The organism is Balneolaceae bacterium (assembly GCA_034521445.1).
Lineage (GTDB): Bacteria > Bacteroidota > Rhodothermia > Balneolales > Balneolaceae > JAXHMM01.
Window position 1 is genome coordinate 108832 of record JAXHMM010000006.1, and the last position, 13089, is coordinate 121920.

The following is a 13089-nucleotide window of genomic DNA, read 5'->3' on the forward strand; positions in this document are numbered from 1 at the left end:
TTTGTTAAAAGGTTATTGCAGGTTCAGCACCTCGTTGTCGCCGAAGGTCTCGTAGCTGGAGGTGATCACACGGTCGCCCTCCTCGAGTCCTCCGAGCACCTCGAAGTATTCGGGATTCTGCCGGCCGATGCGAATATCGTGGCGCACGGCCTGGCTGCCGTCGTCGCTAAGCAGGTAGACCCAGTTGCCGCCGCTGGTCTGAAAGAAGCCGCCCTTGGGCAGCAGCAGGGCCTGGGCCGACTCGCCCAATTCAAGGCGGATGCGCGCCGTCAGCCCGCGGCGCAGGCCGTCCGGCACCTGGTCGACAAACTGCATCTCCACCTGGAACTGCCCGTTCTCGATGGTGGGATAGATGCGGGTAATCTCCAGCACATAGGTGGATCCATTGAAGTCCCAGGTCCCGCGAAGTCCCGTAGTAATGCGCTGCAGATGGTACTCGTCGATATTCACGCGCAGCTTGTAGCTGTCCAGCACGTCCACCTGTCCAATGCGGGTGCCACGGTTTATGGACTGTCCGGCGTTGAATTCGTTCATGGTAAGCTGCCCGTCCACCGGGGCGGTCACAGTGAGGTTATCCAGGTTGTCCTGGGTGGCCTCCAGGTAACTCTCCACACGCCGCTGCTCCTCCTGCAGATCCTCCAGCTGGTTCTGGGTGCTGACGGAGTCGTTGCGTGTGGACTGCTGCTCCAGGCGGAAAATTTCCTGCTGGTGACGGTAGTCGTCCCGGGAGCGACGGAACTCAGCCTGCGGGATGGCACCTTCCTGGTAGAGGGTGCTGTCGCGCTCGTACTGGTTGCGCGTTTCGGTAAGCGAATGGCGCGCGTTGGCCAGCTGGCTCTGCAGGTTGAGCAGGCGACGCTCCAGATTGTATCGCTGGTCACGCAGGCTGTTGAGCTGTTCGTAGTAGCCGCCGGTCCGCTGCATGATCGTCAGCTCCAGCTCGGGATTGTTGAGAGTCAGAATGGTGTCGCCCTCCTCCACCATGGCGCCCGACTGCAGGTAGATCTGGTCCACCGTGCCGCCCTCCGCCGCATCGATATAGGTGGTGCGGATGGGCTCCACCGTCCCGTTCTGGCTGATAAATTCCTGGAAGGTACCCTGCTCGATGGTGCTGACGGTAAGCTTTTCGCGGTCGACGTTCAGCGTGGAGCGCACGTCCATAAAGACGAAGCTGTAGACAAAGAGCGCCACGATGGCCACCCCTCCCACGATCATGGCGATACGCTTGGGCGTCCAGTAGCTCTTGTTAATTTTCTTGTCCATCCCCGCGCTGGAAATGTCCTTGTCTGAATAATCCGGCATCTTCTGTTCGTTCCTTATGTTCTGGTTGCTTGCGATTCCAATATATTCAACATGCGTGCCAAAAAAATATGCGGCCTCTGAGGGCGGCTGGGCACGTCGGAGGCGCCCCTTCGTGTACACTGGAGAACAACAGGTGTTCGAATTCGAACACATTTCGTTACATTTCCGTATAGCAACGATCCCAGGAGGCCGGAAGCCCCCTATGAGAAAGGCATGATCTTTGATCCCCTACCTATAGACGAACAGACGAGTTTTCCATTAAAAAAGTTTTAGACCGATGAGCGACACGACAACCGGAAGGGTACTGGTGGTGGATGACGACAGCGACGTGCTGCAGGCCGCCAAACTCTTCCTGAAACAACATGTGCGGCAGGTTGACACCGAAAAATCCCCGCGCTCCATTCCCAACCTTCTGAAGAACTACAACTACGACGTGGTGCTGCTGGACATGAATTTCACCGAAGACGTCTCCAGCGGGGAGGAGGGATTTCACTGGCTGGAGAAGATCCTGGAGATGGACCCCTCCCTGGCCGTGGTGCTCATAACGGCCTACGGCGATGTGGAGAAGGCCGTAAAAGCCGTGAAGCTGGGCGCCACCGATTTCGTGATGAAGCCTTGGCAGAACGAGAAGCTGCTGGCCACCATCACTTCCGCCCTCAACCTGACGGAGTCGCGGCGGGAGATCGACACCCTGCGCAGCCGCCAGAAACACCTTTCGGCCGACATTGACCAGCACTACCAGGAGATCATCGGGAAGAGTCCCCGGATGAACAAGATTTTCCAGACCATCGAGAAGGTGGCCAAAACGGACGCCAACGTGCTGATCACCGGTGAGAACGGTACCGGCAAGGAGCTGGTGGCCCGCGCCCTGCACCGCCGCTCGGACCGCAGCGAGGAGGTGTTTATCAATGTTGACATCGGCGCCATTCCCGAAAATCTCTTCGAAAGCGAGCTCTTCGGTCATACCAAGGGCGCCTTCACCGACGCCAAGGAATCACGCGCCGGCCGTTTCGAAGTGGCCTCCGGGGGCACCCTCTTCCTGGACGAGATCGGCAACCTCCCCCTGCAGCTGCAGCCCAAGCTGCTCTCGGCTCTGGAGACGCGCAAGATCACCCGTATCGGATCCAACAAGCCGGTGGAGGTGGACATCCGGCTGGTCTGCGCCACCAACGAGCCGGTGCATCAGATGGTGCAGGAGAGCCGCTTCCGCCAGGACCTGCTCTACCGCATCAACACCATCGAGATCAAGCTGCCGCCCCTGCGCGAGCGCACCGAGGATATTCCCCTGCTGGCCAAGCACTTCCTGCAGCGTTACGCCAGGAAGTACGGCAAAGAGATCACCACCCTTTCGGAACCGGCCCTCAAGAAGCTCTCCCTCTACCACTGGCCGGGCAACGTGCGGGAACTGCAGCATTCGGTGGAGCGTGCCGTCATCATGACCGACCACAGCGTGCTGCAGCCCGAGGACTTTCTGCTTACTTCCATGGGCGGGGAGGAGTCGGCCATGGTCTTCGATGACTATAACCTGGAGGAGATCGAGAAAACGGTGATCCGCAAGGCGCTGGACAAGCATGAGGGCAACATCTCCAAGACGGCCGACGAGCTGGGACTCACCCGAGCCTCCCTCTACCGCAGAATGGAGAAGTATGATCTTTAAAAATTTTCGTGTCGGCGTGGTGCTCCGGGTCGGGGGGCTGGTGGCCTCCATCGCCCTCTGGATGTACCTGGTCTACTCCACCAGCTACTACGTGAGCATGGTTATCCTGGCGCTGGTGATCGTCTCCCAGATTGTGCACCTGGTGCGCTACGTGGAGCGTACCAATTACAAGCTCACCCGCTTTCTCAACTCCATCCGATACTCCGATTTCTCCCAGACCTTTCCCGACCACGGGCTGGGCAGCTCCTTCCGGGAGCTGAACCACGCCTTTTCGCGGGTGATCGACGAATTCAAGAAGGAGCGCTCCGAGAAGGAGGAGAGTTTCCGCTACCTTCAGACCGTGGTGCAGCACATCGGCATCGGGCTCATCTCCTTCAACAAGCAGGGGGAGGTGGAGCTGATCAACACCGCCGCCAAGCGCCTCTTCCAGATCCCCGCGCTGCGCAACGTGCAGGCCCTGCGCTCCATCAGCGAGCCGCTCTACAAGGCGGTAAGCGGACTCAAGGGCGGCAACCGCACCCTGGTGAGGGTGGGCATCGGCAGCGAAACCTTGCAGCTGGCTATTTCGGCCACCGAGTTCCGCATGCATAACGACCTCTACAAGCTGGTCTCCTTCCAGAACATCCACTCCGAGCTGGAGGAGAAGGAGATGGAGGCCTGGCAGAACCTTACCCAGGTACTCGCCCATGAGATCATGAATTCGATCACACCCATCGCTTCGCTGTCGGACACCATCCACATGCTGCTGCGCAAAAACGCCGTGGAGCAGAACGGGGAGTACATCATCGACCGGGAGTCGCTCGGGGACGTCTCCGATGCCCTGGACACGATCAACAACCGCAGCCACGGGCTAATGCGCTTCGTCAACTCCTACCGCGACTTCACGCAGATTCCCGAGCCCACCTTCGACCATTTCAGCGTAAGGGAGCTGCTGGTACGCGCCCGCAACCTCAACAAGGGGGAGGCCGAGGCGCAAAACGTGCATATTGAGGTTTCGGTTCAGCCGGAAACCCTGGAGGTGACCGCCGATCCCCACCTCATTGAGCAGGTACTCATCAACCTCATTAAGAACGCCTTCCGCGCGCTGGAAGACAAGGAGAACGCCCGCATTGGACTCTCCGGCTCCCTCGACGCCGACGGCACCGTGCTCATCCAGGTCGCCGACAACGGCCCGGGCATCAAGCCCTCGAATCTGCAGAAGATCTTTATTCCCTTCTACAGTACCAGCCAGCCCACCTCCCGCGGCGGCTCCGGCATCGGACTCAGCCTTTCGCGGCAGATCATGCGCATGCACCGCGGCACCCTCACCGTGAGGACCGACGAGCAGGAGGGCACCACCTTTACCCTGCGCTTCTAGGCAGATCAATCATCTTTTTTGCTTTCCGCCCTACCTCGTATATTCCGTCAACGCCATAAACGGAAAGGGCCTGATGATGCTGAGCAAACCCCGTCTGTCAATCATACTCTGCTTTTCCGGCGAGCAGGATGTTATTGAACCCACCCTCAACACCCTCTACGGGCTGAAGGAGGTGCCCTTTGAACTCTTCCTGGTAGACGACCGCCACACCGAGGAGAGCCGACAGGTTATACAGTCGCTGCTGGATTTTCACGGCCACGAGCAAACCTACTACTACGAGCATCCCGCTTTCGGAGGGAGGGGTCTGCGGATCAGTGAAGTGCTGCCACAATGCAACACACCGTATATCTGGTGTCCGGAGTCGGCGGGGGAGATTGACGGGGAGGCCCTGATGGAGAGCCTGGACCTGCTGGAGCAGCAGAAGCTGGCTTTCCTCACCTCCGCCTCCCTGCCCGACAGCACAGATGGATGGCTGGAGCTGGCCGGCCGCGATCAGTGGCCCGAGGACGGCCATTTTCTCTGGAACTTCGATGTCATCGACGCCGCCAGCCGTTTTTTCAACCCGGAGGCGCGCCACTACCCCGGACTGGGCCTGGCCGCGCGCCTTCAGCCCACCTACGCGGCGGCATTGGTGGATCCCTTTCAGCAACCCTGTGAACAGGCAAAGCGCGAACCCCTCACGCCCTCCGTACGCCGGGAACTGCTGGGCGTGCTGATGAAACGCTACGACGCTGACGGCGCTGACCGCAAGCGTCTCTACGAACGCTACGAAGAGTATACGCGCGAGGGGGTGGAGTACCCGGGCCTGGAAGGCGACCTGCTGGTGGAAGCCAAGAATCTGAAAGAGGCGGGACGCTTTAGCGGCGCCATGGAGCTGGTAGAGCATGTGCTCAAGCGCAACCCGGACCACTCGGCCGCCAAGAAGCTTAAAATGGAGATCCTCGAAAAGCGAAGGCGCTTCGTGGAGGCCTCCGAAATCAAGCACGAGCTGGAGTGGCGGTCTACGCAGACCCGGCGGCGCACCGCCCCCGGCGAGTTCAAGACCAGTGTCATCATCCCCACCACCGCCCACGGTAAACCCGCCCTCGAGCACTGTCTGCTCAATCTCTCCAACCACTGCGACAGCGCTGCAACCGAACTCATCGTCGTCGATAACGCCAGCCTGGACAATACCCACGACTACCTGGAGGAACTGAAAGAGAAGAACTTCCTCAACTGCAAGGTGATCACTAACAGCCAGAACATGGGCTTTGCGGCCTCGGTCAACCAGGGACTCAAGCGCGCAGGCGGGACCTACGCCTGCATCCTGCACAACGACGTGGAGATCAAGGGACCCGTGATCCGGCAGCTGGAAAACTACCTTGACGAAAATCCCGACTACGGCATGGTGGGTCCCCTTGCCAACAAGACCCTCTACCCCGAACAGGCCACAAGAGCCTGGGAAGAGCCCAAGGGACTCCAGCCCACCGAGATTCTCGACAGCTTCTGCATGATGATGCGCACGGGCATGGGCGTGGAGATGGACGAGTCCTTCGAGCTGGCTTTCTTCGAGGACTTCGACCTATGCTTTCAGATTCGTGACAAGGGCTACCGGGTGGGACTGGCCACCGACGTGTCGGTGACGCACTACCTGGGCACCACCACCTTCGCGCTGGACCTAGACATCGACAGTCCCCAGTACTACAAGAACGTGGCCTTTTTCAACGAAAAGTGGGACATCGACGTCTATTCGGAGGAGAAGTTGCGCGCCATGGGCACTTTCGACCAGCTTTTGGCCCTGGACGAGCTGGTGAATCCCCTCTTCCCCGAACCCTCCCTGCAGGCCTGGTACAAGGAGATCTTTACCGACGAGCTTCGCACGGAGATTATGAATACCGACCTCGACCCCGAGACCCTCTGCACGCTGGTGCACCTGTTCATGGTGATGGACGAGCGCGAGGTGATGCGCCGCCTGGAGGACCGCCTCGACAAGGTGGAAATCTCCGCTTCGCTCATCTACGACCTGGTACGCTACTACTTCGACAAGAACATCTTCTCACGCTGCCTGCACTACCTGAACCGACTGGAACCCGGCAAGGAGTCCTTCCAGTCGGAGCTCTACCGCCTGGCCATCGCCGTGGAGGAGAAGGAGCTGGAGTCGGCCGTCCCCCGGCTGCGCGATCTGCTCGATAGAGCCCCTTCCAACCCCTATCTCTACAAGCTGGCAGGCGAAATCTACGAATTCGAGGGCGACACCGAGGAGGCCGAATCCTTCTACCGGATCGCCGCACAGATCAATCCCTTTCTCTTTTCCGACGCCGGCAGCGAGGTACGCAGCTGAGGCGCACGCCTGCGGCACGATGCGCGGCCCATGTCTGTTATGAAGGCCACCATGCAAGCTACAACCGCCTCATGCCCACACCCTCCGAAATAAAATCGCTGGTCTCCCTGCTGGAAGATCCCGACCCCTACGTGCAGTCGGAGGTCAGAAGCCGGCTCTTCGAGCTGGGCGAACAGGCCGTGCCCCTGCTGGACCAGCAGAAAAACGAGGTGCGGGACCCGTCCGAGAAGGAACACATCAACGAAATCATCCGCTGGATCACCTTCGGCAGCCTGGAGGAGGATTTCGTGGAGCTGCTGCAGCTGGGCATCGACAGCCCCTCCCGGCTGGAGGATGCCGCCTTCACCCTCTGCCGCTTTCACAACCCCACCCTCCGGGAGCGGGAGTACGTCAAGAAGCTCGACCGCTTTGCCGACTTGGTGGAGAACCGCATACGCTACAGCCTGAGCGAAACCCAGAAAATGCACAAGCTGCTCGACTTCGTCTTCGACGACCTGGGCTTCCAGGGCAGCACGGACGACTATTACCATCCCGAGAACTCTTACCTGAACCGGGTCATCGACCGCCGCCAGGGCCTCCCCATCTCCCTGGGCCTGATTGTGCTTTTCCTGGCGCGCCGACTGGAGCTTCCCTTTTACGGGGTGAACATGCCCATTCATTTCATGCTCAAGTTCCGCGGCGAAAAGGACGAGTTGCTGATCGACCCCTTCGACCGGGGCAAGGTGGTTACCTACAACCAGTGCTACTACTTCCTCAAGCAGAACGGCCTGGATCCCCGCAGCGAGCACTTCGAGACAGCCGGCGAGCGCGAGATCCTGGCGCGCTGCATCCGTAACCTGGTGCACAGCTACTCCCGCCGGGAGGAAGAGGAAAAGGCCGGCCAGCTTAAGCAGCTCCTGAAGATGGTCAGCAACTGAACGTGCGGCGGCCGTAGGTTTTCGGAAGGATGCCGGAACACGTATATTGGTCAGCCGTACCACTCCCCTGAAATTTCACGCAGCGCTACCCTAATGAAGTTATCTGTACGCTCCGAATCCGGCCTCCTGCAAAGTGTCATCGTGCACACCCCCGGCCGGGAGGTCTCCCTCGTCAACCCCGAAATGAAGGACGAGCTGCTCTTCGACGACATTATCTTCGAGGAGGACGCCCGCCAGGAGCACGAGGGCATGCTGGAGGTGCTGCGGGCCGCCATGCCTTCGGACGGCGCCATCTACCAGATCACCGACCTGATCCGCGAGAGTTTTGAGAAGGAGGAAGCCCGCGAACATTTCATCCGCAAACTGGTGGACCGCCATCCCGAGGAGAATATCCACACGGTGGAGGACGAGCTGCACCGGCTGGACCCGGCCGAGTTGCTGCAGTTTGTAGTGGAGGGACACACCCCCGGGCTTCACAATTTCACGCTCTATCCCACGCCCAACCTGGTCTTCACCCGCGACCTGGCGGCCATGGTGGGCGACGCCATCCTGCTCTCCCGCCCCGCCATGCAGGCGCGCCTGCGCGAAGCCCTCATGATGGAGGCTGTGATCCAGTTCCACCCCCTCTTCGCCGAAACCCGCAGCCGCTGCATCACCATCGCCGACGGGACCTCCATCGAGGGCGGCGACGTGCTGGTGGCTTCCGATCGCGTGGTACTCATCGGCATGAGCGAGCGTACCTCTTTCAGCGGACTGATGCGCGCCGCCGAGCGCCTGCTGGAGACCTCCGTGGAGCACGTGCTGGCGGTGGATATTCCCAAGCAGCGCGCCTCCATGCACCTGGATACCATTTTTACTTTTGCCGCCCCCGGCGAGTGCCTGGTTTTCGCTCCCGCTATCACCGAACGCCGCAACAACGTCATCGACCTGAGCCGCACGGGCGGACAGGTGACGGCCCGCACCATGCCCTCCCTGAAGGAAGCCATGGAGGAACTGCTGGAGCGGGAGTTCACCTTCATGAACTGCGGTGGAAGCGACCGTACCGACCAGTTCCGCGAGCAGTGGACCGACGGCGCCAACGTCTTTGCCGTAGCCCCGGGCGTGGTGGTGGGTTACGAAAGGAACCACCACACCTTCCGGGAGCTGCAGAACCACGGCTACCGGCTTATGAACCAGCACGAATTCATCGAGCGCTACCGCGACGCCGACCTGCCTGAGAACGTGGGAGAAGGCGACGAGAAGGTGGCCGTGAGTTTTGTGGGACACGAGCTGTGCCGGGGACGCGGGGGCGCGCGCTGCATGACCATGCCAATCGCAAGAAAAAACGGATAGTGGATTGAACGAAGACAACGGAAGTCAGAACGATGAAATCGGCACCGGAGGGGACCGCGACCATTCCGACGCCTCCCCCAGACCCGGGCGGCGGGCCCGCAACCTGGCCCGCTGGGATTCGACGGTGCTCGACGCCGATGGCGAAGAGGATGGCGACACGGGCGGAGCGGGGGACTACGACCTCAAGACCGTCGCCAAACACCTGGGACTGTTCCTGGCCACCGTGGCCACTGTGGCCCTGACCGGGGCCAGCTTTGTGGGCTTCAACGCCAGCCTCTTTCCACTGGTCATGCCTTCATGGCCCGATTTTATGCGGGGACTGCTCTTCGCCGCGCTGCTGCTGGCCTTCCTGGGCGTGCATGAATTCGGTCATTTCTTTGCCGCCATGAAGCACAAGGTGCGGGTGAGCCTCCCCTATTTTATTCCCATTCCCCTGGGCATCGGCACCCTGGGTGCGGTCATACGCATCAAGGAGCGCATCCGCGACACCCGCAAGATGTTCGACGTAGGCGTGGCGGGTCCCCTGGCCGGGCTGGTCGTCTCCCTGGCGGTACTGCTCATTGGCTTCGCCACCCTTCCCGATCCCTCCTACATCCAGAACTTTGAAGGCCACGAGGCCGTCAAAAACTATGTGGCCCAAAACGGGGTTTTTCCCGAAACCCCGCCTGAGCCCGCCTCGGAGGAGAGCGGCGGACAGGGTACCCTCATGATGGGGGAGACCCTGCTCTACAGTTTCCTGGCGAGTTTCTTCGAGAACGTACCCCCCATGTACGAGATGTATCATTATCCTTTCCTCTTCGCAGGCTGGCTGGGACTCTTTTTCACCGCCCTCAACCTGATGCCGGTGGGTCAGCTGGACGGGGGACACATTCTCTATTCGTTGATCGGCTTCCGGCGTCACCGCACGGTGGCCCGCTACACCTTCGCGGCCCTCACCATCCTGGCCGGCATTGAGGCGGTGCCCTTTATCCACCAGTCGCTGGGAGACTGGGACACCTCCGTGGGATCGCTGAGCTGGCTGCTCTGGGCAGGAGGACTCTACCTGCTGCTGAGGCGCGCCTTCCATGGCGACCACCGCTGGGTGGCTCCGCTGCTGGCCCTCTCACTGGTCGCCTCCGCCGCCTGGCTCTACGGCTGGGTGGGACACTTCGACACCCAGCACTCCCTCATCTGGGTCTTCTGGTGCGCCTTCATCGCCTACTTCGTGGGCATCGAGCACCCTCCCGTACAGTACGAACGACACCTCGACCCCGTCCGGCGGCGGCTGGGCTGGTTCAGCATGGGAGTTTTCCTGCTCTGCATCAGTCCCACCCCCCTCTACTTCGTCTAGGAGGGGAGCTCGGAACCTTCCGCAGCTCTCGCTTGTATGATGAATCGGGCAACCACTATTTGTATATTCCGCATCGTCGAACAAAAAATCCAAGATCCCTTTTCATGCGCACCTTAACCGTCATACTTCTCGGCGCCTTGCTTGCCGGCTGCTCCGGCACCGGCACGCAGGACGTTGAGCAGCAGGTGAACCAGTATATTGCAGAGGACCAGTATGAGCAGGCCCTGGAGCTGCTGGGCCGCACCGATTCCACAGAGACCGACGCCGACCTTTCCACCCTCCGCGAGAAAACGCACCTGAACTACGGAATCTACCTGGAGTACCGGGGACCCGAGGAGCAATCCATGCGCGACCGCATGACCACGGCCCTGGAGCAGTTCATCGAAGTGCTGCGTATCAACCCGGCCAACCAGAAAGCCATCTCCGAGGTGGAGCAGATCATGGGCATCTACGATACCATGCCCGACCGGGGTCCGGGGGAGGAGATTCTCTCCGACCTGCGTGAACTGGGATTTGACTACTGAATCCGACTGCGACCATGTCCAACGCCAACCCCACCATAGAAAACCGCAAGGCGCGCCACGAGTACCACGTCCACGAGACCTTCGAGGCGGGCATCGTACTGAAAGGCACCGAAGTGAAGTCGCTGCGCGACGGCAAGGCCAGCCTCGGCGAAGCCTTCGCCTACATGCAGGACGGGGAGGTATGGCTGCGCGACATGTATATCAAGCCCTACAAGGAGGGCTCGTGGGCCAACCACGAGGAGCGGCGTCCTCGCAAGCTGCTGCTGAAAAAGCGGGAGATCGCCGAACTCGACAAGGCGGTCACCCGCAAGGGCTTTACCATTATCCCGTTGAAGCTCTACTTCAAGAACGGCTACGCCAAAATTCTGATCGGGATCGCGGAAGGAAAGAAGAAGTACGACAAACGGGAGGATATCAAGGAGCGGGACGTTAAGCGGGAGATTGATCGTAAAGTGAAAGGAAGCTACAAGATAAATCTCTAGCACAACCCCTCCCATGACCACCCGTACCGCCTGCCATACAACATTCCTTGCCCTGCTGTTACTGTGGGGCCTGCAGCCTGCGCCGGCTGTGGCCCAGGAGGAGCCCGAAATGAACATCGTTGAGATTGTGGAGAACACCCCGCGGCTTTCGGTGCTCAACCGGGTGCTGCAGGCCAGCGGCATGAAAGACAGTCTGCGCACCGGCGGTCCGTACACCATGTTCCTGCCCGTCAATGAGGCCTTCTACGAGCTGCCCTATGCCGAGCGCAGCTTGTTGTGGGACACCTCCAACCGCGCACGCATCCGCCGCATTCTCAGCAATCATATACTCGACCGACGGATGACCTCCGAAGAGATGGCGGCCCGCAGCAACATACCCTCCCGGCTGGAAGACCTGCCCGTCGACACCACCGGCAACTTGATACAAGTAAAAGGCGCCAACATCCTGCAGCCTGATGTGGAAGCCGTCAACGGGATGGTTCATGTGATTGACGCCATCCTGATGCCCTCCTATGTGGAGTAGCGTTGCGGTCCGGCCTTATAGAGAAAAGGCCACCCCCTCGCCTCCGTGGCGGGACGGAGACGAATCGAGGCAGCCTTTTCATGTAGATCGGGGATGTCCTGTAAGCCGAATTCTGTCAAGGACAATCATTTATCTGGGTTCCGGCTCGCACCGGAACTCAAGCGTTCCACCCGGCAGCATGGCGACGAGCGGCGCGCTGCCTGCGTGAACTTGCACCCCGTGAGGTTTACCCTGCCTCCGAACGTCGCCGCCGGAGCGGTGGGCTCTTACCCCACCTTTTCACCCTTACCCTTCGCTCTCCCGTCCCGGCTTCCGCCTGAGATGGGATGCAACCGCGTCGGGCGGTATGTTTTCTGTGGCACGGGCTTATCCCTTGTTCCCGCCTCGTCCCGAACGGATCGGTGTACGGGCGGGAATACGGAATACTTCCTGTTGGGAAGCACGGTGCTCGTAGGTGTTCGGACTTTCCTCATCCCGACTTGGTCGGGACGCGATTGCCCGGACATCCGCCTGTGATAATATACCTAATACCTAACACTTCCGCGGGGGCGGGACATTCGCCGGGCAGAAAGGGATCCTTACTCGGAAAGTTCTTCCTTTGCCTGTTCGAAGAAGGAGGGATCCACCACGATACGGCCGCTGTTCTCGTCGATGATGATCTTGTTCTTGCGGCGCACCTCCACCTGCGTCTGGGGCGGCAGGGCCATGCCGAGCGCAGCGCCCTTCTCCATGGCCACCACGGCCAGCCCGTTGGTGAGGCCCTCGCGCAGGCGGTTGTAGCTGCGAAGGTAACGTTCGTCGATATTCTCCTCGATCTCCTCGCGCTTATTCAGGAGCTCCTGCTCCTCCGATTCGGTCTCGCCGACCACCTTGTTAAGGTTTTTCTGCTTCTCGTCGTGCAGCTTCTGGGTCTTGTCCAGCTCCTCCTGCGCCTCCTCGAGCTCGCCCTCGATCTCCTCCTGGCGCTTTTCGATCTCCTCACGACGGGACTCGGCGTTTTCAATAATCTGCTTCTGGGCGTCAATCTCCTTGGTGAGGGCGTCGTATTCGCGGTTGTTGCGAACCGACATCTGCTGCTCCTCGTATTTCTCCATCTTGTTCTCGGCATCCTGCACTTCGAGCTCCAGATTGCTCAGCTCCACCTTCAGGTCGGTCTTCTCCTCCTCGAGCTGGCTGATCTTGGCCTCGTAGCGGTTGATGTCGGTCTCGATGTCCAGAATCTCTTCGGGAAGGTCACCGCGTAGCTGCTTGAGTTCGTCAATCCGGGTGTCAATATATTGCAGATTGGCTAGCTGCTGTAGTACTTCTTCCATGGGTCAGGCTGTGGTATGATTTATTCCTGCGT

Annotated in this window: 11 protein-coding genes and 1 other RNA gene; 9 read left to right on the forward strand and 3 right to left on the reverse strand. The window is 60.1% G+C overall.

The genetic code is table 11. The features are described from left to right. Positions 1–12: 12 nt before the first annotated feature. Positions 13–1302, reverse strand: a complete 1290-nt coding sequence (locus tag U5K31_07675) for an efflux RND transporter periplasmic adaptor subunit (protein MDZ7772602.1) — start codon at positions 1300–1302, stop codon at positions 13–15. Between the two features lie 277 nt (positions 1303–1579). Between U5K31_07675 and U5K31_07680 the strand changes: the two genes are divergently transcribed. The 9 genes from U5K31_07680 (at position 1580) to U5K31_07720 (ending at position 11744) form a co-directional block, all read left to right on the forward strand. Continuing rightward, positions 1580–2959 carry a sigma-54 dependent transcriptional regulator gene (locus U5K31_07680; GenBank protein ID MDZ7772603.1) on the forward strand — a complete coding sequence of 460 codons (1380 nt, stop codon included), beginning with the start codon at positions 1580–1582 and terminating at the stop codon, positions 2957–2959. Beyond that, positions 2949–4316: an ATP-binding protein gene (locus U5K31_07685; protein ID MDZ7772604.1), complete on the forward strand. Its 1368-nt coding sequence runs from the start codon at positions 2949–2951 to the stop codon at positions 4314–4316. The genes U5K31_07680 and U5K31_07685 overlap by 11 nt, the downstream gene beginning before the upstream one ends. 73 nt (positions 4317–4389) lie before the next feature. Next, on the forward strand, positions 4390–6636 hold the full coding sequence (locus U5K31_07690) for a glycosyltransferase (GenBank protein MDZ7772605.1): 2247 nt from the start codon (positions 4390–4392) through the stop codon (positions 6634–6636). 71 nt (positions 6637–6707) lie between these two features. Continuing rightward, positions 6708–7553, forward strand: coding sequence for a transglutaminase-like domain-containing protein (locus U5K31_07695; GenBank protein ID MDZ7772606.1), 846 nt, complete (start codon positions 6708–6710; stop codon positions 7551–7553). A gap of 93 nt (positions 7554–7646) precedes the next feature. Then, positions 7647–8885 (forward strand): arginine deiminase family protein, encoded by a 1239-nt coding sequence (locus U5K31_07700; GenBank protein MDZ7772607.1) that lies wholly within the window; start codon positions 7647–7649, stop codon positions 8883–8885. Between the two features lie 4 nt (positions 8886–8889). After that, a complete protein-coding gene (locus tag U5K31_07705) occupies positions 8890–10215 on the forward strand; it encodes a site-2 protease family protein (protein MDZ7772608.1) in 1326 nt (441 codons plus the stop codon). A 104-nt stretch (positions 10216–10319) separates the two neighbouring features. After that, entirely contained in the window at positions 10320–10739 is a 420-nt protein-coding gene (locus tag U5K31_07710; GenBank protein MDZ7772609.1) for a hypothetical protein, read from the forward strand. Positions 10740–10753: 14 nt separating this feature from the next. Continuing rightward, on the forward strand, positions 10754–11221 hold the full coding sequence (gene smpB, locus U5K31_07715) for an SsrA-binding protein SmpB (GenBank protein ID MDZ7772610.1): 468 nt from the start codon (positions 10754–10756) through the stop codon (positions 11219–11221). Positions 11222–11234: 13 nt separating this feature from the next. Then, positions 11235–11744: a fasciclin domain-containing protein gene (locus tag U5K31_07720; GenBank protein MDZ7772611.1), complete on the forward strand. Its 510-nt coding sequence runs from the start codon at positions 11235–11237 to the stop codon at positions 11742–11744. An 85-nt stretch (positions 11745–11829) separates the two neighbouring features. On the opposite strand, the gene rnpB is transcribed toward U5K31_07720, so the two are convergent. Together rnpB and U5K31_07730 are read right to left on the reverse strand one after the other, a co-directional pair. After that, positions 11830–12254: RNase P RNA component class A (gene rnpB / locus U5K31_07725), an RNA gene on the reverse strand. A 68-nt stretch (positions 12255–12322) separates the two neighbouring features. Beyond that, entirely contained in the window at positions 12323–13057 is a 735-nt protein-coding gene (locus U5K31_07730) for a hypothetical protein (protein ID MDZ7772612.1), read from the reverse strand. Positions 13058–13089: the final 32 nt, after the last annotated feature.

Excerpts from the sequence above, each read along its gene's own strand:
- U5K31_07690 (MDZ7772605.1), top strand. The coding sequence starts at position 4,390 with ATGATGCTGAGCAAACCCCGTCTGTCAATCATACTCTGCTTTTCCGGC.
- U5K31_07675 (MDZ7772602.1), bottom strand. The coding sequence starts at position 1,302 with ATGCCGGATTATTCAGACAAGGACATTTCCAGCGCGGGGATGGACAAG.
- smpB (MDZ7772610.1), top strand. The coding sequence starts at position 10,754 with ATGTCCAACGCCAACCCCACCATAGAAAACCGCAAGGCGCGCCACGAG.
- U5K31_07710 (MDZ7772609.1), top strand. The coding sequence starts at position 10,320 with ATGCGCACCTTAACCGTCATACTTCTCGGCGCCTTGCTTGCCGGCTGC.
- U5K31_07700 (MDZ7772607.1), top strand. The coding sequence starts at position 7,647 with ATGAAGTTATCTGTACGCTCCGAATCCGGCCTCCTGCAAAGTGTCATC.
- U5K31_07680 (MDZ7772603.1), top strand. The coding sequence starts at position 1,580 with ATGAGCGACACGACAACCGGAAGGGTACTGGTGGTGGATGACGACAGC.
- U5K31_07730 (MDZ7772612.1), bottom strand. The coding sequence starts at position 13,057 with ATGGAAGAAGTACTACAGCAGCTAGCCAATCTGCAATATATTGACACC.
- U5K31_07695 (MDZ7772606.1), top strand. The coding sequence starts at position 6,708 with ATGCCCACACCCTCCGAAATAAAATCGCTGGTCTCCCTGCTGGAAGAT.
- U5K31_07685 (MDZ7772604.1), top strand. The coding sequence starts at position 2,949 with ATGATCTTTAAAAATTTTCGTGTCGGCGTGGTGCTCCGGGTCGGGGGG.
- U5K31_07720 (MDZ7772611.1), top strand. The coding sequence starts at position 11,235 with ATGACCACCCGTACCGCCTGCCATACAACATTCCTTGCCCTGCTGTTA.